Genomic DNA, 22103 nt, shown 5'->3' with positions numbered 1-22103 from the left:
TTATCTGATAGCATGGGCAGTACATCTTTCATCTTAATAATTGTCTGGATAGTCTTTCTTGTACAGTTTTAAGTTTTTATCTAATCGATTACAAAAGTACGCATAATATTAAAAAGGCGCTTGAACTTATGTAACTTCTTAATGAAATAATGTAACTTTGTAGCGTTCTATTAATAATGAAACAAATGAAATGCCATAGATTCCTTCTTTTATTGCTCGGGGTCGTGCTGTCGATTATCGGCAGAACACAGGAGCAACATCTACTCGTGTTGCCACGACTGGAACAGCTGTCATCGCAGCGAGTGCTACAGGTAATTCAGGATTCGGAGGGTTTTCTGTGGTATGCCACCGAGGGTGGCGGCATCTGCCGCGATGACGGTCATCAGATAATGTCGTTCCGCAGCGATGCCGAGCATCCCGACCTTTTGTGTAGCAACGATGTGGCCTGCTTGGCCGAGGCCGCCGGGCACTATATCATCATTGGAACATTCCACGGGGCATCGCTGCTTGACAAGCACGACTACAGCATCCGGCGATTGGAGGATGTGGACGACAAGCGTGTGGACGACATCATAGTGGGCCGTAACGGGCACTGGTGGCTGACCTCTAACAAGAAAGTCTTCGAGTATGCTGCCGACGGCCGACTGCTGAATATATATCCCGGAGGCGACAAATACATTTTCCGACTACATGAGGATGACGAGGACCACATCTGGGCACAAGAATGGGAGGGCGGTCTGTTGCGGATTGACAGTGGCAGGCTTGTTCAAGTTTCCGAAGAATGGCCCGACACCATTGACTTCCGCCGCATAGCCACCGATTGCTTAGGTAACCTGTTAGTGGCCGACGGTTTTGGCAAGTGTTACGCTTTGTGTACAACAGAGCCAAAACCTTGGTTCGATGGTCAGCGACTGACACGCTGGACAGCCGACTCTATTCTTAGAGCTAGGAAATTGTCGGCTCGCCCCACGGCAACGATAGAAGACGAGAAAGGGTGTCTATGGTTCAGCACAGGCAAGGACATACGCCGGCATGATTCTCAGAAGGGAGAGGAAGTCATCCTGCCAGACACCAAGGATGTTTCGGGCATGACCATCTCAAATGACGGCACGTTATGGCTCGCTACTATCTTCGGCACAGTGATGGCTTACAAAGACAAAACACTGACTATAGATGACTATGCTTCCAACGAATACGGCGATGCCGTTGTGGCTCTGCAGACTGACAGCTTGGGGCGCCTCATTATTGTCTGCGACCGCTATGTGCGTCTGTATGACCCTGTGAAGAAAACTCTCCGTCAGCAAAACATCGAGGATAAGGGCGTTTACTGCATTGAACTGCATGAGACACAACACGGTCAGCGCTGGAGCCAACCTCAGAACGAGAAGATCGTGGAACGCATGCCACTCTGGACGTGGTGGACGCTTGGCGTGTTGGTCATCATGCTGATGGCACTCACTACCTACATATGGTTGATGCATCAGAAGCGTAAGCGATTTCTCACAGCCATAAAAGAGGGAACTCCAGCCCTAACGGAAAAGATTGTGCCACAAAGGGAAGTAACGCCTCCCTCAGAACAGTCTGTCCAGCAGCAACCCATTCTGGCCAACGAGTGGCTGCAAAAAGCTATCACCCATGTCGAGGCGCACATTGCTGACGATGCCTACAGCATAGAACAACTGGCCAGCGACCTATGCATGAGTCGCATGACCTTCTATCGGAAGATTCAGACAATCACCGGACAGAAGCCCACTGAGTTCATCCGCACCATCCGTCTGCGGCATGCTGCCGAGCTACTTCGTGAGGGAAATATGACTGTCGCCGAGGTGAGCTATGCCACAGGATTCTCTTCTGCCAGCTATTTCAGCCGCTGTTTCCGCACAATGTTCGGTGTGCCGCCAACGCTGTTTGGCAAGACCATCACGGCTGCCGACCTGTCGCCCAACGAGATGCCTAATGCCGACTGAGTGGTAACATCCACTAACACTCCTGAAAGACTATATACCTCAACCCTCTCTTTTTCATCTTCACAGGCTAGTATAATGCCACTGACATCAGTCTGCATAGGCATTGTCTGGTCTTCAAGCGGAAAGACGCGCAGTAAGGCAACATCAGGCAGCACTGTACTGCCTGATGCAACGAGTTGCAGCGTGTGCGGACCTGCCTCCGGAATCTCAATATCAATCGATTGATAGGCATCATCGTTTTTCATGAAATACACCTTGGCGATGCTGTCACCGTCTAGCCATAACTCAGTGCCACGAAAGGTCGAACTGCTATACTTGAACGCTAAACGGTATTTGCCCGCCTCACTGAAGGCTGCTCCCCAGCTGACTGTTCCTCCTTTTTGGCCAGCATTTTCAACAACAGCTTTGTCGAATAGCACAGACTCGCCCACGAAGAAAGCCACGGTGTCGGTGGTCTGCATATTATTAGAGGTGTCGGTGACCTTCGCCCATGCTGTGTGAACACCAATGGTAACATCAGCCACTGTTAACGAAGCAACGGTAGTGGCGGGCACATCGACAAGACTTTCGGGCCGATAGGTCCCTGCAGTCTTCTTGTCGAAATGAAACTCCACCGATTGTATGCGCCCCTTGCGCTGATGCTTGACTTTTGCCTGAAGCTCCACACTACCGACTCCGACGGTCTGCTCAGTCTGTGGCGACTGCATGGAAGCCTTTATCAGCCATGCCACCTCTGTGTGCTTCACGCCCAGAAAAGCATCCATCATCACAGTGGGTTTCCTCGTCGCCTCGTCCCAGGCTCCCATATCATAGCCGCCCATAGACTCCGGTTCCCAATAGAAGCAGCCCAAGTCGCCATTCTTGATCATGCGGTCCATCACACCAACGAGATATTGGTTACCCTCTATAGCCTTATTAGGATAATGCCCTGTCTCCACTATCATACAAGGCTTGCCATAGCGGCTTTTCAGATCATTGATATTGGCCATCACCTTTGTAATCATTGTCGGACCGTCGAGGTGCGACCAACGGGGATAAGCCGACAAGCCTATGATATCCCACTTGGCTCCGTTCTTCTTCAATCCGTCGAAGATACTACGGTAGAGCGAGTTGTCATGGCCGTCGGGCAGGTGGACGATGACCTGCATCGTAGAATCTACTGCCTTCACGGCATTATAGCCAGTAAGTACAAACTTGGCGAAGGCCGCCGAGCCTCCATTGTTAGTCTGGCCTACGGGATAGAGCATGCCTCGCTTCGTCTCGTTTCCCACCTGTACCCAGCGCGGTACCACGCCCGCTGCCTTGATGGCTGACAGCACGTCGTAGGTGTGGTCATAAATATTCTGTGCCAGTGCATCCACACTATGATCGGTCCATGCCGCAGGAATAGTCTGACTGCCAGGGTCGGCCCATGTGTCGCTATAGTGGAAGTCGATCATCACGCCCAGCCCCCTCGCCTTTGCACGCTTACACATCGTCACTACCTCCTGCTTACTGCTGGCACCGCTGTTCACTGTCCACACACGCAAACGGATATTATTAATACCCTGCTCTTTCAGAATCTGCAAAATATCCTTCTGTTTCCCGTTCTTGTCGAGCCACTTCGTACCCCAGCTTTCCATCATGGGTACAAAACTCACGTCTGCACCAAAAGCAAACACTTCATGCTCAGAGCGGTTGAAGATGGTGTCGGTCACCGTGATGGCACGGACGCCTATAGCCGCCCATGCCATCAACATCATTATTAGTAGTAGCTTTTGTTTCATTATAAAGATTGTTTATTAAAATTAGCGCTGCGAAAGTAGGTATAATATTTAAAAAGTGCTTGAACTTATGTAACAACTACATGAAATTATGTAACTCTTATCGATTCTGCTTGAATTTATGTTTTGTATTGCTGATAATGAATTAATTTCATTACATTTGTACCATTAAAACATTTAATTATGGAAGACGTCAATCGCATAAAATAACACGTCAACCATTTCTAAATGGTACACAAACTAATTAATTCAAGTTTCGCATGTTACGAAGATATAGGAAGATAGAGGTAGATAGCCGCTTTTCAGCGGCAGAAGATAGAAGACATTACTCCATCTGTGGTGATTCTGCAGAAAAACTAATGTCATTTATCTCCTGCTGTCTCCCTTTATCTTCAAGGCAAGCGGAGCTTGCGAAAAATAAAATAAAAGAATGCTTGAAGAAGTATAATAACTAAAGTTTCCCACTTCCCATTTTATGGGCTTTTCCCAATGACGTAATCTCGTTAATTGCAGATAATCAATGATTTAACATTTTGCAAACATAAGTTAACGTGAGTTCGATGAATTATAAGTGCTTATAAATTTGGTGATTAGCGAAATTTGTTGTAACTTTATAGTGTTGAAATACAAAGAAATACAGACAAACCACAAAAAATTACTGTAGGAGACGATAATAACAGAAAAGTTTACCTCTATCACTGGAATAATGTTTACCTTTGCCACAGAAACCAAACCCGTTGAGACATGATAGATATACGTCTAAAAGTATTCCTAAGCGCGGCGATGAACCTTAGCTTCACTAAGGCCTCACAGGAGCTCTTCATCAGTCAGCCCGCCATCAGTAAGCATATCCAGGAGCTGGAGCGGGAGTATAACTGCCGGCTCTTCGACCGACTGGGTAACCGCATACAGCTCACCCATGCCGGTCAGCTACTCCTTGGTCACGCAAGAAAAATACAGCAGGACTATCAGCAGATGGACTACGACATGAACTCCCTACAAGAGAAGGTAGCCGGCGAACTGCGCGTTGGGGCCAGCACCACGATATCGCAGTATGTCTTGCCGGGCATCATCGCCGACTTCCACAAGCGTTTTCCCGATATTCGCATCACAATGCTCAGCGGCAACAGTCGGGAGGTGGAGACTGCCCTACGCGAGGGGCGCATCGACTTAGGCATGGTTGAGGGTATTGTCAGACGGCCTGAGCTGAAATACCATCCGTTTATGGACGACGAGCTTGTGCCCATTGTCAGGACTGGCGGACGTTTGGCTAAGTACGACACCATCACAATGGAGCGACTTAGGACAGTACCGCTCGTACTGCGCGAGTTCGGTTCGGGCTCCCTAGATGTGTTACAGAAAGCACTTGAGACAAAGCACATTGCACTCACCGATCTGAATATAGAAATGAACCTTGGTACTACCGAGGGCATCAAGCACTACGTGGAGCATACCGATGCGATGGGCATTGTCAGCATACAGGCGGTGCGCGACCAGATATATGCCAACATTTTCAAGATTGTGGACATTGAACATCTGAAATTTGAACGCCAGTTCTGCTTCGTTGAGAAACAGGGAGCCTCACCAAAGTTGCAGTCGAAATTCAAGCACTTCATAACTTCAAGTTATAAGTCATAGTTATTCTGTATAATTGTCAGCGGCTTTTTCTTCTTACCTTTGCAGGCGGAAAATTCATAAAGTAAGAAGAAAAATGAGATTATCAGAACAACGTAGCAGTATGCTTCACGGCGTGCTGCTGATGGCACTCTTCTCGTGTGCCGCTTTCTATGTTGGCGACATGAACTGGGTCAAGGCTCTGTCGCTGAGTCCAATGGTCGTGGGTATTGTCTTGGGCATGCTCTATGCCAACAGTCTGCGCAACAACCTGCCTGACACGTGGGTACCGGGTATCAGCTTTTGTAGTAAGCGTATACTGCGATTAGGTATCATCCTCTACGGTTTCAAGCTTAGCTTTCAGGATGTCATGCAGGTGGGAATCCCTGCCATCGTCATTGATGCCATCGTCGTTGGGGTAACCATCGGCCTCGGTATCATCATCGGCAAACTGCTGAAGATGGACCGTAGCATCGCCCTGCTCACATCGTGTGGCAGTGCCATCTGTGGTGCTGCGGCGGTGATGGGTGTCGACGGCGCCATACGTCCGAAACCGTATAAGACCGCTGTTGCTGTGGCCACTGTTGTCATCTTCGGAACGCTCTCGATGTTTCTCTATCCTATATTGTACCGTTGTGGCATCTTCAATCTCTCACCCGATGAGATGGGCATCTTCACCGGCAGCACCATTCATGAGGTAGCCCACGTGGTGGGTGCGGGCAATGCCATGGGTACGGCGGTGAGCAACACGGCCATCATCGTGAAGATGATCCGCGTTATGATGCTCGTGCCCGTTCTGCTTGTCGTGGCCTTCTTCGTGGCTCGTGGCGTGCGCAGCCGTGGTGGTGGCGCGCAGAAGAGCACTATCACCATACCATGGTTTGCGCTGCTGTTTCTTGTTGTCATAGGGTTCAACTCGCTCTCCCTGCTACCCTCCAATGCTGTGTCGCTCATCAACACCTTCGACACTTTCCTGCTCACCATGGCCATGACGGCTCTCGGTGCTGAAACGAGTATCGACAAGTTCAAGAAAGCCGGATTCAAACCGTTTGTTTTAGCCGCAGTCCTCTATGGTTGGCTGATTGTCGGCGGTTATCTCATGGCCAAATATCTTTCTCCTATATTGCAATGAGGTGCTATCGTCTTCAGTTCATAAAAGTATTCATACTTAATTGATGAGGAGTTGTTCTTATCGGTAGTGGTACCGATGCCGATGCTTCAGGTAGTTCAAATCGCTTTGATGGTTGTAGGCCTCTTTTTCGAAACGGATGTTGAAGTAGGCCTTGATGCCATTGCGAAATTTGACAAGGAGGAAGAGCCACTCGACAACATACCAAAGATAGAATCCGACAAAGAACAGTTCCCGTTGGTGGGCGGTATGAATGCGCTCATGGTTAAGCTCCACGGCACTGAGCTCCTGTATGGTGAAGATAATACTGAAGAGGTTGATGGCATAGAAACCACCCTTGACGGGAAAGCGCCTGATATGTACGATCTTTGTCATAGGCAATAATGGTACTAAAGTTTCCCACTTGCATATAAATCGTACTTAAGGCCTTAAAACACAAGGAAAAAAGAAGGAATGTCCAAAAGTTTTTGTATCTTTGTAGTGCAAATAAATCATTGATACATAAACAATTAAACATTCCTTATATGTTTGCAAAATTAAACAAAATCGGTGAGTTGACCAAGATATTGAGTGTTAAAAGTGAGACTAGTGACGCAATAATGCACTTCATGAGGTGTTTTGGCATAGGCAGAATCCTCTCCAAACACTCTTTGGACAAAATGCGCGGGCGAGATATGGCAGAGCAGATTCTGGCCATGATGGTTTTCCGTATTCTTGGTGAGACAATAGGCTCCTTGTCACTAACAAAGTTCCATGGTGTTCTTGAGGTCGGCAAAAATTGCTTCTACCGTCTGTTGGCTCGTTCGGAAATGAACTGGCAGATTCTGCAGCTATCTATGGCACGGCGTTTTCAAAGCATAGTACGCAAAGAAAATGCAGAGGAGACCGAAGCGCCAAAATGCTATATTGTTGATGACACAACTGTGACCAAAACCGGGCTACACTTCGAGGGGCTTAGTCGAGTGTTTGACCATGTCCTTGGCAAGTGTGTACTCGGTTACAAGCTGCTCCTGCTCGCGTTCTTCGATGGACGCAGTACATATACAGTAGACTTATCTATGCATCGGGAAGCAGGAAAGAAAGAAGACTTCAGCCTCTCAAAGAAAGAACGTTCCATGCAGTTCCACAAAGAGCGTAGCGAAAGCAATCCTGACTATGAGCGTTTTAAGGAACTGGATGCCAAGAAGAATGACAACGTAGCCAAAATGATAGAGAGGGCTTATAAGTTTGGCATTTGTGCTGCTTATGCACTGATGGACACGTGGTTTGTGAAGCCTCCATTGGTTTGCGCTATAAGGAAGATAGCAGGTGGAGCGATACATGTCGTAGGCCGTCTTGCCATGGGAAAGGACAAGTATGCAGTCGGCTCACGCAGATACAATGTTCATGAGCTTATATCCTTGCACGAGCGTGAGGCTGTTGTGTGCCGCAAGTATAAGTGCATGTATTTCGAGCAACGGGTGATGATGGGGGATACATGTGTGAAGATATTCTTCATCAGAGTCGGACGGAATAAGAATTGGGACGCTATTGTCACGACGGACACCCACATGAAGTTTGTGGAAGCCTTTGAGATATACCAAATACGCTGGAATATAGAAGTGCTGATAAAGGAGTGCCGGCAATATCTTGGACTTGGCTCATACCAGGGTACAGATTTCGACGAGCAAATTGCCGACTGCACGCTCTGTCTTATGACGCACATGGTGCTGACATTGGGCCAGCGGTTCAACCAGTATGAAGCACTTGGAGAGTTGTTCCGTGAGACAAGACGAGAATTGTTTGAGCTCACTCAATGGCGCCGTACACTGGAGATCATCAAGAATCTGCTTAACGTGTTGGCAGTAAAACTCTGCATCAATGTGGCTGATACCATGGAGAATTTGATGGAAGGTACACAGACTGTTGATGAGCTTGAAGCAATCCTACTTGCTTTGTCACCATTAGATGCTGTAGCAGACTATTGATATAGAGCATTAACTTACGTTTGCAAAATGTTAATGAATTGTTTATCTGTAAATTACAAGATACAATCATTTGAAAAAGCCTATAAAATGGCAAGTGGGAAACTTTAGTATAATAATAAGAAGAAGATAGCAATTCCTTTTTCTCTCTATTCTATTCAAGCTCAATCTCAGGATGCTGTACCGCCAGGGGAAGACCCTTCTGCGCGAGATAGAACATATAAAGGATAACAGGCTTTGTTCCTCGGTTCTCGCCATGGTGGATTGTGTTCACCATTTCCACAACAGCCTCTCCTTCATGCACCGTTTTCTCTTTGCCGTCTTGTCCGATGATAGTCAGCTCGCCCTGCACCAGTATGCCATAGTTCATCACTGGATGGTGGTGCCAACCCAATTTCTTTCCAGCAGGGAATTCATACTTCACGGCCACCAGTTCCGGACGTCCTTGTAGATAGTCGGGCAGTTCCACACCATCCCAACTCTGCGAGGTGCGAATCAATTCTTCACTCTTCACCTGTTGAGCAGCATTATCCTCTTGCGTGCGAGCATCCTTGCAACCTGCAAATAGTGTTGCAAAACATACGAGGGCGGTGACCACCGCCAAAGTCTTATTCTTTTTCATATTTGTTTTTGTTTAGAAATATATTTCAATAATTTGTTCAGCAGTTTGTCTGACTATTCTCAGATAGTATTTAACATAAGAATTACACATCTTATATTATTTGATGTTGCAAAAATACAAAAAAAATAAAACAAAAAAAACAAAATCTGATAAAAACATGAACTGATTTAGCAAGACAATGTAATTCGCCCTGTAGTTACTGCCTTGCAAAAGTACAGTCTTTGCCTTGCAAAAGATTTGCTTATTTGACAATAAAACACTACTTTTGCAGTCAAATCATAGAAAAAATCAAAATGAACGACGATTTTGACATCAGGGAAGAACGCTATGCCAACGGCAATGCCGAGAAAGAGTTCGAGAATGCCCTCCGCCCATTGGCTTTCAGCGACTTCAGCGGTCAGCAGAAAGTGGTGGAGAACCTGGAGGTGTTTGTCGAAGCGGCCAAATACCGTGGCGAACCGCTCGACCATACCCTGCTGCACGGCCCTCCCGGACTGGGAAAGACAACCCTCTCAAATATTATTGCCAACGAACTGGGCGTGGGATTCAAGATTACCAGCGGACCGGTGCTCGACAAGCCCGGCGATCTGGCAGGTATCCTTACCTCGCTGGAACCGCGCGATGTGCTTTTCATCGACGAGATTCACCGCCTGTCGCCCGTGGTAGAGGAATATCTCTATTCGGCCATGGAAGACTACCGCATCGATATCATGATAGACAAAGGTCCGTCGGCACGTTCCATCCAGATAGACCTGAACCCCTTCACCCTGGTGGGTGCCACTACCCGCAGCGGACTGCTCACGGCACCGTTGCGCGCACGTTTCGGCATCAACATGCACCTGGAATATTACGACCCGCAGACGCTGGCACACATCATTGAGCGCTCGGCCCGACTGCTGAACGTGCCCATCACCGAGGATGCTGCGCTGGAGATAGCCGGTCGTTCGCGCGGAACGCCACGTATAGCCAATGCGCTGTTACGCCGTGTGCGCGACTTTGCTCAGGTGAAGGGAACGGGCGGTATTGACACGAAGATTACAAAGATTGCCCTCTCGGCCCTGAACATCGACAAGTACGGACTGGACGAGATAGACAATAAGATTCTGCTCACCATCATCGACAAGTTCCGTGGCGGTCCGGTAGGCATTTCTACCATTGCCACTGCCATTGGCGAGGATGCCGGCACCGTAGAGGAGGTGTACGAACCATTCCTCATCATGGAGGGTTTCATCAAGCGCACCTCACGCGGTCGTATGGCCACCGAACTGGCCTACAAGCATTTCGGTCGCAACCCCTACAGCGGCAATATCATGGAACCGAACTTGTTCGATAGCTAAACGTCTTGTTTCGACAACGGATTAAACGGATATTTTTTTCAGACCACGAATTAGTCGAAAAAAATATCCGTTTTATCTGTTAAATCCGTGTTCAAAAGAAAGAAATTCTTGGACTATTTTGTTCGCTTTTTCCACCTACTGCCTTCCTGTTTAGATTTTCGATTTTTAAGACAAATAAAAATCTCAATCTAGAAAGAGAATCATTTGTTTTTCACCCTCATGATGCGTTCTTACCTCAGTGATTGGAGTTGAAAATTGCCGATTTCATCCCTTTTTTCCTACTTTTTCTTGAAAAAAGGCATATTTTGACGCATTTTTCTTGATTTGACGGTATTATTCTGTTGCTCTGGTGAAATAGCACTTTTCTTGCACCAAAATTGAAGTTCAGCTATACTGCAATAGAACGGTGGTTGCATTGCAATAGAACGGTGGTTGTATTGCAATAGAATGGTGGTTGTATTGCAATAGAACGGTGGTTGTATTGCAATAGAATGGTGGTTGTATTGCAATAGAACGGTGGTTGCAGTATAGCAGAAGTGCCATTGCAGCATAATAGAATCACTGCAATAGGAGTATATCAGAAGAATTCCCATTTACTCGCAATCAATTGATATTCAGATAGTTCTAAAAAGAATCAAGATACGTCAAAACTCGCGTATTTCCACCCCACTTCCTGTTTGGTGAATCTGACGCGAGTTTTGAGCCCAAAAAGCAAAAAAAATATCGCTAAAAAGCCTGCAAATTGATGCCTTTTTCGGCAAATTATGAAGTTGTTATTGTGTTGTACACCTCTCAGTTCTCAATTCTCAGTTCTCAATTCTCTGAATCGTCCTGCGGAGCGGTAGCCGCTCGACCTATGGTCGCTTGCTACCAACGGGACGCAAGAAACTCTGCACTCTACACTCTACACTCTTATCTCCTACCTTCCCCAAAAGTCGCAGGACTCTTCGCAGAGGTCGAGTTCATCATCAGAGTCTTCGAATCCCCTGGTTCGCACATAACTGACAGTCTGCATCACCGAACTGTTTTGTATCAAGACAACCTGTGTCAACGGCGCTTCATATTTCTTTTTCTTCATTGCTGATTCCCCCATCATTTAAGTACAACCTTCTTGCTATTATTGATATAGATGCCTCGCATGGTAGGCTTAGCGCTGAGCTTGCGACCGTCGAGCGTATAGCCCCATACGGGCGACTGGCTTTCGCTGGTGGGCAAAACAGTTTGGTCTATTACGCCCGTTACCACGCCCTCGTCGTCGAAATCGATGTTGAAGGCAGTCAGTCTGCGTGCCTCCACGGCATCGTCATCGCCAATCTTGAAATAGGCGCGGAAGGCTCCGAGACCGGCACCGCTCTTTGGATAGTAGAGCGTGTTGCTGCTGCCCATTAGCAGGATGCTCCGGTCTTTGCTGTCGAAGGCAGTGCTCTGATAGCTTCCCATGAAGCGCACACGCTCGTCACCGCTGAAGCCGTTGTCGTAGTAGTGCGTCTCTGTGCTGAGTGCCACCCCTGTAAAGATAGGGTTCGTGATGTCGCGGCTGTCTGCGCTGGCCACATCGTAGTCGTCGGCCTTTGCCCACTTAATGATATAAGGAGTACCCGCTTTCAGTGTCTCCACGGCATCGCCGAAAGTCAGATTGAGCGTGGTGCCAGTGATATAGGCATCGCTGAGCGGACGGGCGACGGCACCGTCCAGGTCGCTGCCACTGAGTTCCACATCGAATGGCAGACAGATGGTGTTCCACTTTCCGTCCTTATAGAGGGTGCGGTCAGTGAGCGCAACATCCTCGGTCTGACCATCGAGAGAAGTCAGCAAATCGGTGTTGTCGGCACGGTCGGCCAGGCTGATAGGGGTAATATCGATGATGTAGGGGGCTTTGACACTACCAACCAGTTGATCATATTTAATATAACAGTCATCTTCCCAGTCTAATGATGGATTAGGATTAAATGTGAAAATCTTACCTCCCGTAAAGACTTTGAAAGTCAAATACTGATACTTACCCAGATAATTACCATGAACAGTTATGAAAGCGATGTCTGGTTGAGTACCACTACCAACTGTCTCCTTTCCACGAATTTCGTCGCCACAAAAGACGGCAACAAGGGCATCTTTGAGTACATTGCCATTTTGTACTATCTTGGATGTGATTGTTACATTGCACTGATATAGATAGTAATTAAGTTCAGGAAAAGGATCTTCGTCTTGTGCCTGAAGGCTGGCGCTCCCCACAAGGAGGAGTGCCAGCAGGCTGAATAATCTATATATCAATTTCATTTCACAGTTTGTTTTTTACCGTTAATAATGTAAACGCCTTTCTTCAACTTGCGAGACTGGTTGTCAGACTGGATCTTACGTCCACCAAGGTCATAGATGGTCTCAACACCGTTGTCATTAAATATCTCGCGGATGCCGTCAGTATCGCTGAGGTTCATCACCAGAGGATGCTTTGGAGTACCATAGATAGCATCGTTCTCGTAAGTAAGCGTTAGCGGTGCATCCACCACCTTGCCATCGACAGCCACCTTGAAGGTCAGTTCGCAATTCTCATCGCCAGGGATGGTGAGATAAGCAATACCTCTCTCGTCGGTGACGGCTACAGTACGGCATTCGTCGCCAGCAAAGGCGGCCACCTCAACGCCTGCAAGTGTCTTACCGGCCATCACCTTCACCGCCATGATGGCGTTGTCAGGATAATTGCGGAAGTTGACAGGCGAGAAGAGGGAAGAGGGAAGAGGGAAGAGGGAAGTGTTTTCTACCGCACGCGTCATGCGTACACCAGTTGCAACAGTCGAAGGATAGTTGAAGGTCTGGTCAGCGGCAGTGCTCTTTAACTGATATCCAACACCTGGTTCCATCATCATCAGCGAGCCAGACCACTCATAGCTGTCCCAGTAGGCCACGCCACTCTGTGCCTTCACAACGTCGCCATCGGTCTTCTCCATGTCGGCCAGTGCATCGCCGAGCGAAGCAACCTGTTGACCTTGATAGCCCAACCAGTTCCAGCCAGCATGAATGGATACAGGTGTGTTGGCACTGGTACCTACAACACGTAGCTTGCGGTCGGTCTTCATTTTCACTGCATACATTTGTGCGGTTGACAGACTTTCCGTCAGTTTTCCATTCCATGAGTTTTCCTCAGGAGTGAGAGACGACGAATGGCCTTTCACAACAATCACATCGTCAACAATCTTCTCGAAGAGGGCAGGTGCTGTCATGTCATCTGCTTCGACGTTGAACGATATCCAGTTCCAGCCAGCCTTCAGATCCAACTCCTGTTCTATCAGGTCCTGAATATTGAATACTGCCGGTTCAGCGTATGTTCCCTGCAATGTGAGAGGTAGGAATTTGAAGGGCTTGTCAGACTCCCACTTCACTACGGGATAGGTGGTACCCGTCGAAGCATCGTAGGCGCGGAAGCTCACTTCCTGTCCAGTCTCAGCGGTGCCGCCGTAGATATCCATGGTCACGTAGTAGTTGCCATAGCGCTCGTTATACTTCAGGTTTGCCACACCGCGGCATTCGTCGCCGATGAAGGCTGCCATCATATCGTCAGCGTCGGTCATATAGGCGCCATCCTTCTTCAATACACCGATCACGTTCATCGAGGTCTCGAAGTCGTGCGGGTTCACAGTCCAGTCAGGTGTGTTGCCCATTACCTTGATGTTCAGCGTCAGAGGTGTCTCAATGCCGTCGTCACCTTTGACATAGATGTTGCGCTCGTACTTGCCGATGGGGGTCGAAGAGCTGACGTTCAAGGTGATAACCTGCTCAGCGAGAGGCTGCAGCAAACCGTAGTCCACGTCGGCGGTGAGCCATGTGGGCAGTCCGCTCAGTGTCCAGCTCTGGGCTACGCCGCTCTTGTTCACGAGGGTGGCGGTGAGTGTGGCACCTTCAGTAACTTTGGCTGTGCAGCCAACAGTGCTCTCCTGCCATGCAAGCGGGTTCTGACTTATAAAGGCCGTCCATGTTACAGGTTCTGAGAGGTTGCCGTTCTGGTCGTGTACATCGCGCACGGTGATGTTCAGCGTTGTGCCTTCCAGGCGTGCTGCCTCCTCGTCAAGTGTAATCACAATCTGCTTGTCGGAAGCCGTGAAGGTGAAGTTAACATTCTCCTCAGATGGCTTTTCGCGCAGGGCGGGAGCATCATTGGTGTAGGTGAGAGGTGAGAACTGAGAGGTGAGAGGTGAGAACTGAGAACTGAGAGGTGAGAACTGTGCCTGCTTACCGCTGCCACAAAGGTCGGCGTCATCACCATTGGTAATCACCTGATTCTGCTGGTCGAGAGTCTTCACCTCGAAAGGATAGTAGGCCACAAGTCCCGGTTCCTCACCTGTGAGGCGCAGCTTGCGCTGCTTCTTCAGCAGGTTAGCGTTCATAGAAGCATTCCAGATGCGCACCTCGTCGATGGTGGCAGTCAGCGGACGGTCGTAGGTGTAGAGCACCTCACTCTCTTCAACATCCTGCAGGGTGCGTCGTGCACCGATGATCAGGCGGTCGCTACCCAGCGAACCTACTCTGTCGGCATTCACCGTAGCCTTTGCCTCACCGTCGATATAGAGGTTGGCATTGCCGCCGCGCAGCACATTCAGGGCCACATGGTGCCAGGCGTTGTCGGTAAGTGAAGAGTTAAGAGTGAAGAGTGAAGAATTATTGCTCTCCAGTGAGAGTTGGCCTTCGGCGTCAATCACGAGGCCTACCTCACCCAACTGCAGCAGCTGTGCATCGGCAGTCTGTTCGCCGGCCTTCACCCACAGCTCTACAGCGTAGTCGTCCTGTGGCATAGGCGGAATCTCGCTGGTGTTGATGCCCACAAAGTGTTCACCATCCAGTGCCACGGCCTTGTTCTCGTTTTCGATATGCCAGGTCTCGTCGCTCATGGCCATGTGGCGGTTGCGTGCATAGTCGGTGATAAGAGTACCCTCACCCTCGTTCATCTTCCAGTAGCCGATGAGTCCCTTTGTGGCAGGATTCTTCGTTACCGAACGCTGTTGCAGGGCAGTGGTTATATCGCGAGCCTCATCCCAGAGCAACAGTTCGTGCATGGCGCCTGTCATCTGCTGACCTACGCTCAGCGGACCGTTACCCTCGTAGGCGATGGCTTCCTTGTTGCTGAACAGAGTTGTCGTTTCGCTACCGGCAGCCACGCTGGCACTCAGTTTGCCGTCGGCTGTCAGACTCAAGGTGAGGAATGCCCACTTGTTCTGTGGCATATCAGCCAGCGAGGTATAGGTCTGATCACCTACCTTCACCACCAGTTTGTTGTCGTCATCGATGCTCACTGTCAGTTTCTGTGTGCCAGTGCCGTGAGTGAGCAGGGTGCCTGCACCATTGGTGTTCACCCAGGTATCGATACTGAAGTCCTTTCCGGCAAGGTTGATGCTGGCCTCAGTGGCAGCCGTCTGTACAGTATTCTGCAGAGCCAGAGCGGTCTGATGATCCACGGCCGAACCGTTCAGCACACCCGTAATGCGGAAGTTAGCGTCCTTGGTCAGTTCACCGTTCAGGATAGCCTCGTTGAAGAGAATGCTCAGGTCGTCGCCTGCCTGCAGAATGCCATCGGTAGGCTGTGGCTGACCCAGTGGTTTGGGACGACTCATGTCCTTCACCACGAGAATCTCCTGACTCACGTTGGTCACCTCGCCATTGCCATAAGTACGGGCAGAGATAGCACGGAACTTATAGGTGCGGTCGGGGAACAAGGCATTGTTGTTCATGTCGAAATTCAGGTTGATGACACCGGAAATGGGCAGTACCTCCTCAATCTGAGGATTCACGATAGCACTGTCTTTCATCACGTACTTACGGGCATCGTGCCACATGGTCTCACCCACGCCCTGATACTGTACGGCAATATATTTCAGGCCATCATAGTAAGGATCATAGTCGCGTACTGTCAGGGGCAGAATACCCTTTGTAGAGGTATTCACTACGGTGTTGTCAATACGCAGGGTCACATCGGTGCTTGATGGTACGAACTCGGCTGAGATATAGACCGTATCACCGATAACGTCCCAAGTGCTGGAGGGATCGCTCTGACAGTCTGATGCCAGTACAACGGCGATATTCTCGTAGAGCAGGTCGCCTGCGTTGTTCTGTTCCAGTTCCAGGTTCATACGCACGGTTTTTCCTGCAGGTACCAGCACACGGCGTCCGTCGCTCAGTTCGTTGCTGTTGATGTCGATACCGGCACCTTTCTTGTTGGTATCATCGATCACGAAGAGAACAAAGTAGCAGTCCTCACCCGTCTCGCTCTCATTGGTGAGCAGCAGTGGGAAGTTGGCCATCTTGCCGGCAGGTACACCCACCAGTCGGTTGGCGCCATTCTCCACTCTGATACGCGGTTTCTCTATCTGCTGAGTGGCAGTAGCCAGAACGTGTTTGCCCGGCTCGAAATACTTGGTGCGCTGTTCGCCCTCATAAGGACAGGTGGTCTGTCCGCCACGGGTCACGAAGATGGCACCCATGCCGTCGGGGGCACGATAGACATCCACACTCAGGGCATCGTCGTCGCCCGTCTCCACAAGCGAGTAGCCTGTTGTGATGGAACGGGTATTTTCATTTGACTTCTCCCACTCGCTGCCAGCCTTTGTGGTGCTCTGCAAACTGATATCCACATCCTGTCCAAAGACACTCACGCTGGTACCTCCGCCTACAATGAGGCTGGTGTTGAACGTGTTGGTGGTGCTGGTGCCCACTGTACTCTCAGAAGATACTTCAGAGTCGATGAACGTACCGGAGTCGAAGCTCTGGTTAGCCTCTAACCAGCGACGTCGGTCGCTGATAACCGTCACCTTTGCCTCTTCGTTTCTGGCCATCTGGAACTCCCAGTTGGCAATCTGCTCGTTGTAGTACTTCACCATATCGGTGTAGAACGGCTTGTCGGCAGGCTGTGGCAGAGTCACGGTGTAAGTGCCCGCTGTGCCAAACTTCTCGTCATCCTCATTGAGGGTGGTGTCGTATATCAGTCCTTGCTCATCCACACCCTTGCGCAGAACATCGTTGCGCAGAGCAATGAGGTTTGGTATAAGCACATTCTCAATATGGTTCTGTGTGTAGTTGAAGTGAGTCTCAAACTCCTGACCAGTAACGTAGTTGTCGAACTTCTGCAACTCTATGCTGCCCGTAGTACCATTCTTCTGGAAGCCTACGGTACGGGCATTGCCGAAGACGATATTGGTAGATTGTCCGACGAACACGTCACCCTGTGCGCCCACATACTCACTCTCGCCACTGGTAGAAATGCGCTTCGTGGTGCTGGTGGTGAGTACTCGGGTGTCTGATGACACATGCTCATACTCTGTGGTCACACCCACGTCGAGGGTCGCCTTCGTCTTGTTGGTCTCTATAAGTCCCAGGATGACTACACCTGCATTGGCTGCCGTCAGTGTGGTCAGCTCAACGCCAAACTCGGTGTGGGTCATTGTCTCCAGTTCCTCGTTCACGGTGATGTTCTGCGTCTCAGTCATGGTCACACTCTGACCAGTCTCCCAGAAAGCCGACGATGCCGATCCTGCCGGATCACGGATAATCATTTCCACCTTGTCGGGACCACTGGTCACGAAGTTGCTACCTGTAGGCAGTGCGCCTATGACGACACCTGTCAGCGAATTGGTTGTGTTAATACCTTTCCAGGTATAACCCTTGCCGTTGTGGGTGAAGGTAGCTGCAAGGTTGAGTGTGTAGGGGGCTGTGATATTGGGGAAGCCAGCCTGCCACTGGTACTGACCTTTACCATTCTCGTCGAGTGTCAGTTCGTCGGGGACGGGATCACCAGAGAGGTCACCCTGCTGGTCGTCTGCCTCCTCAGTCTTCGAGGGATCCATCACTACGCCCTGTCCGGTACCCATCTGGTTGCTGAACTGCACGGGCACGTTCTGCAGAGGCACCTCGTAGATGACAGGAGTCTCACCATCTTTGTTCACGTAGGTCTCATAGCCGCGCACGTTGAACGTGTAGCGCTTCATCTGATTGAAGATGGGGAAGTCGTAGGTATAGGTGGGAGCCTCAGCGCCTTCATTCACGGTATAGAGTGTCAGCTGAGTCTCCTCGCCCGTCTTAGTGTCGGTATAGGTATAAGTCTCCTCACCGAACGAGCCGTCGTTGCGGTCTTGCTGTGTTACTTCGAGCACAGGTTCGCTGTAGTAGCTCTGGATGAGCTTTGCCACATACTCAAACTCCTTCTTCGTGCCGTCTTCCAGTATCAGCGAGTCGGTGTCGATGTCCATCGGATCGTTGGCATAGAGGATGGGCAGGTGGTCGAAGATGATGTCGGGGTTCGACTCAATCTCGATGCTCTTAACGCTATAGTCGATAGGAGGCAGCAGGGCTGCAAACTCACCTGTTCGTGGATCGGTCTTGATAATGATGTTCTTCACCGCGTCTATGTCGCCACCCTGGCGCACGGTCTCGCTCTGTACGTCGGCAGTAGGCGATTTGACAGCCAGATCGTTTTTATTATTCTCATAGCTGACGGTGGTGCCGTTGACTTCGCGCACTACATTCAGACGGTAGCTTGATTCAATGCCTAAGGTGATGGTGGCCTGGCCGATGTTGTTCACACTCTCGCCGAAGCCGAGGGGTTTCTCCTCTTCAATCTTACCACCCGTTACGCGACCTGCTACAGTGACCAGTGTCACGTCCTCAAAGTCGAGATTCTTCACGGCATCGTTGTAGTTCACCAGTGTACCCACCTTCAAAGAATCGGCAGGATAGCGGCCGTCATTGGCAAATACATGGCCCTGCTTCTTCACGGTGATATAGTGCTCGCCGATGGGTACGCTGATTTCGTACTCACCATAGGCATTCGTTGCGATGGGTTGTCCCTCCTTGGCGCAGATCTGTCCATCAACGTAGAAGTTCACGCCCTCCACGGGATAGTCGGTATTGGCATAGCGCACTGTACCACGCACGGGGAATGAGGAGATATCAGTGAAGTCAGTGCCGTTGTGCACCAGCGAGTTGTTGCCCACGAAGCGCAGCTGCTGACTGGGGTTGAACTGGTGGATGCCCAACTGTGGAATAACGGCATAGGTAGTGCCTTCGCCCCGGAATGGTACACCCTGAATGATGTAGTTTCCGTCCCGATCAGTACGTGCTTTCAGCTTCAGCTGTTCGGGAGTAAGGTTTGAGGGACCGGCATTACTGCCTGTCTTTCCATGATGCTGGCGGTAAACGGTTCCGTCGCGTGAGTAGTCGAAGAACTGTAAGCTCAGGCCTTCGTCAAAAGTCCAGTAGGTTTCCAGATTCTTCTCGTTGCCTACGAGCAGGTGGTCGTAGTTCTCAAGAATCTCATCCTCGGTGAGTGCCTTTGTCCAAATACGGAACTCATCCACATAGCCCACGAAATGGCCCAACTTCAGCGTGTCGGCACCCTGCAGTACCAGACTGTCGCTCAAGGTCTGTGTGCTGCTGTTCAGCATAGGCACGCCGGCCTCGTCGCTGCCCACTACGCTGGCTGTCACATTCTGTCCGCTACGCGTCAGCACCACATGGTTATACTGTCCGGCTGTCAGCTCGGCATTGTCGAAGGTATAGGTCTGTCCGTTGTTTACTAATATCAGTTTACCATTGGCATCCATGCCCACGTAGCAGGTCTCATTGTTCAGACGTAGTATCTTGGCCTCGCCGAGCGTCTCGGGATTCAGCCACATCTGCATAGAAAAATCGTTCTTGGAAAACTTTTTGGCAGCATAGTCTAAAGAGGGATAGTTCCACATAACTGCCCCGCCTGTACTAGTGAAACGCATGGCGTGGTACTGCGCATTGTCATCGTCCGACGCGCCCGTCCTCCGAGCCTCCACATCCACATTGGCAACGGAATTGCCCGTAGAACCAAAGGTAATGCGGCCGCTCATAGTACCTGTAGTCTGAGCAAAGCCGATGTCGTAAGCCGGTTTTTCTTTTTCTTTTCCGTCGTCACACTTGTCAAACACTGTTACGCGGTACTCGTAGAAAACACCAGGCAGGGGCGTGTCATCGGTATAGAACAGATATTCGTCGGTGCTCGATGTACGATAGAGGTTCGTCCATGGATCACTGTCCTTCTCTGCACATCGACGATCTACGATATAGGTCTTGGCGGCGGTGGAGCCTTGGCGATTGACATGCCATTGCAGTTTCACAGTACCAGGATAAACCCCCTTCGTAGCATCGAAAGAATAGAACAATGTACCAGTGCCAATAGCCGTTTTAACAGGATTGGAGTTGTTAAGCACCGTTTCACCAATAAGACCTTCGACACGGTAGTTGTGTGGTGCACAGGCGTTCAGCGGTTCCTCTGTGTAAGGGATGGTACCATCCATTTTGTTCTGTCGATCAGAGTGTGCATCGGTGGTGCGGTGCTCCCAACGGAAGCTCGTTTGCCCATCAGATGGCATAAGTGTATAGGCTAGCACGTTGTCGATGTAAATTTTGAACTTGTGATTCATGGCGGTTGGATAACCATCGGATGTCCAGGTGAAAACAATGCGGTCATCTTGACTGTCAGCATTAAAGTTGTTTACGGGCACGGTACGCGTGGTATTCACAGATACCTCATTCGACATCAACTCACTGCGTATTGCAGTATCTGCCCAACCGTTAGCCACATAACAGATGTAGTACTTCACGTTGCTCTCATCAAGGAAACCATGGTCGGTATAGGAATAAGTACTTTGCGGCACAACTTTAAGAAACTTTCCATTGCGATAGATTGCCCACCTTCCGTTGCCGTAGTTTGAATTGTCAGCCTTCCACTTCAACGTCACGCTTTTACTTGCCTGACTGAAAACAGGGTTTTCAAGGGATGCCAATGGCATTGGGTAAAAAGTCTTAGTACTTGCACTATTAGTGTAATACTTCACGCCATTGCGTGCATCCTTGTCGTTATTATGGGTAAACTCATGATAAGGCTGAATGGTGAACTGTGAGCGCATGTTCTTACCAATGCTATTCAGATTGAAAGAATAGGAACCTGCTGCATAGTTGCCGGCGAGGTACCTGTAGCCAATGGCATCATTGTATGAACCATTGATATTGGTGCAGATATGCGTCTCTCCGTCGGTGTTACAACCTCCGCCAAAGTAATAGGGAACAGTCATATTGCCATTCTCATCGATGTAGAAACCACCATTCCATTCAATGGAACGAACATCGAACCTATAGCCAACGGGATAGTGTCCAATTACTTTCGATTTCAATAACTGGTCGGTTCCGTCATTCTCACTCCACCAGCCTTCACTCTTGAATTTGAGGTTACAGTTACGCCATTGGAGAGGGAGATTCCAACGAACTCTAATCCGATCATAGTTACCGTCATCACACCAAGCATCATGGTACTTGGTTCCATTCCAGTAGTTCTCAACATCTCTTGCGCCTGATGAATTGGCACGAACTTGGAAGATGATGGTCCAGCTAGCTCCATCATCTTTACTGGCATAGACAGCCAAACCACCGTCACGGACAAAGCCCTCGTCCCAACCACGGCGATCAAAATAGGTACACGTGAATAAAACATAGTCGCCTCCGTTGTACCAGTCGTCAAACAAGTAGCTCTCTTGGAAGTCACTATTGGCTGCCGCAGCTTGTTCTGGCTGCAGGAACACAGCGAGCAGCAGCAATGTAAGTGTCCTCGCCATTTTGTGCGCATTGGTCAGCCGTCCGACCACATGTACGCATTCCGAAATAAAAAACTTCATAATGTTATATATTTATTAATTTAAGAATG

The 22103-nt window shown here is 49.5% G+C and carries 11 protein-coding genes; 5 read left to right on the top strand and 6 right to left on the bottom strand.

The window, feature by feature from the left end; all coding sequences use genetic code 11:
• Window positions 1–176: 176 nt before the first annotated feature.
• Window positions 177–1967, top strand: coding sequence for a helix-turn-helix domain-containing protein (locus tag L6475_RS00375; protein ID WP_237821406.1), 1791 nt, complete (start codon window positions 177–179; stop codon window positions 1965–1967).
• On the opposite strand, the gene L6475_RS00370 is transcribed toward L6475_RS00375, so the two are convergent.
• Window positions 1859–3733 (bottom strand): glycosyl hydrolase 53 family protein, encoded by a 1875-nt coding sequence (locus L6475_RS00370; RefSeq protein WP_237821404.1) that lies wholly within the window; start codon window positions 3731–3733, stop codon window positions 1859–1861. The two genes, L6475_RS00375 and L6475_RS00370, sit on opposite strands and share 109 nt — an antisense overlap.
• A 741-nt stretch (window positions 3734–4474) precedes the next feature.
• On the opposite strand from L6475_RS00370, the gene L6475_RS00365 reads away from it, so the two are divergent.
• Together L6475_RS00365 and L6475_RS00360 are read left to right on the top strand one after the other, a co-directional pair.
• On the top strand, window positions 4475–5368 hold the full coding sequence (locus L6475_RS00365) for a LysR substrate-binding domain-containing protein (protein WP_237821402.1): 894 nt from the start codon (window positions 4475–4477) through the stop codon (window positions 5366–5368).
• Between the two features lie 73 nt (window positions 5369–5441).
• A complete protein-coding gene (locus tag L6475_RS00360; protein WP_094447881.1) occupies window positions 5442–6476 on the top strand; it encodes a YeiH family protein in 1035 nt (344 codons plus the stop codon).
• A 57-nt stretch (window positions 6477–6533) separates the two neighbouring features.
• On the opposite strand, the gene L6475_RS00355 is transcribed toward L6475_RS00360, so the two are convergent.
• Window positions 6534–6848, bottom strand: coding sequence for a hypothetical protein (locus L6475_RS00355; RefSeq protein WP_094447880.1), 315 nt, complete (start codon window positions 6846–6848; stop codon window positions 6534–6536).
• A 299-nt stretch (window positions 6849–7147) separates the two neighbouring features.
• Between L6475_RS00355 and L6475_RS00350 the strand changes: the two genes are divergently transcribed.
• Window positions 7148–8440 (top strand): transposase, encoded by a 1293-nt coding sequence (locus L6475_RS00350; RefSeq protein ID WP_237818676.1) that lies wholly within the window; start codon window positions 7148–7150, stop codon window positions 8438–8440.
• 151 nt (window positions 8441–8591) lie between these two features.
• Here the strand turns inward: L6475_RS00350 and L6475_RS00345 are convergent, their stop codons facing one another.
• Entirely contained in the window at window positions 8592–9059 is a 468-nt protein-coding gene (locus L6475_RS00345; RefSeq protein ID WP_237821400.1) for a cupin domain-containing protein, read from the bottom strand.
• 293 nt (window positions 9060–9352) lie between these two features.
• Between L6475_RS00345 and ruvB the strand changes: the two genes are divergently transcribed.
• Window positions 9353–10396 (top strand): Holliday junction branch migration DNA helicase RuvB, encoded by a 1044-nt coding sequence (gene ruvB, locus L6475_RS00340; RefSeq protein WP_237821398.1) that lies wholly within the window; start codon window positions 9353–9355, stop codon window positions 10394–10396.
• A gap of 919 nt (window positions 10397–11315) precedes the next feature.
• On the opposite strand, the gene L6475_RS00335 is transcribed toward ruvB, so the two are convergent.
• The 3 genes from L6475_RS00335 to L6475_RS00325 are packed head-to-tail and all read right to left on the bottom strand — an operon-like array spanning window position 11316 to window position 22074.
• A complete protein-coding gene (locus tag L6475_RS00335; RefSeq protein WP_237821396.1) occupies window positions 11316–11492 on the bottom strand; it encodes a hypothetical protein in 177 nt (58 codons plus the stop codon).
• Window positions 11489–12673, bottom strand: coding sequence for a hypothetical protein (locus L6475_RS00330; protein WP_237821394.1), 1185 nt, complete (start codon window positions 12671–12673; stop codon window positions 11489–11491). The genes L6475_RS00335 and L6475_RS00330 overlap by 4 nt, the downstream gene beginning before the upstream one ends.
• On the bottom strand, window positions 12670–22074 hold the full coding sequence (locus tag L6475_RS00325) for a LamG domain-containing protein (RefSeq protein ID WP_237821392.1): 9405 nt from the start codon (window positions 22072–22074) through the stop codon (window positions 12670–12672). Before L6475_RS00325 ends, L6475_RS00330 begins: the two co-directional genes overlap by 4 nt.
• Between the last annotated feature and the right edge of the window lie 29 nt (window positions 22075–22103).

It is taken from the genome of Prevotella sp. E9-3 (genome assembly GCF_022024015.1).
In the GTDB taxonomy this organism is placed as follows: Bacteria; Bacteroidota; Bacteroidia; order Bacteroidales; family Bacteroidaceae; genus Prevotella.
This window is presented reverse-complemented; position numbering and strand designations above follow the sequence as displayed.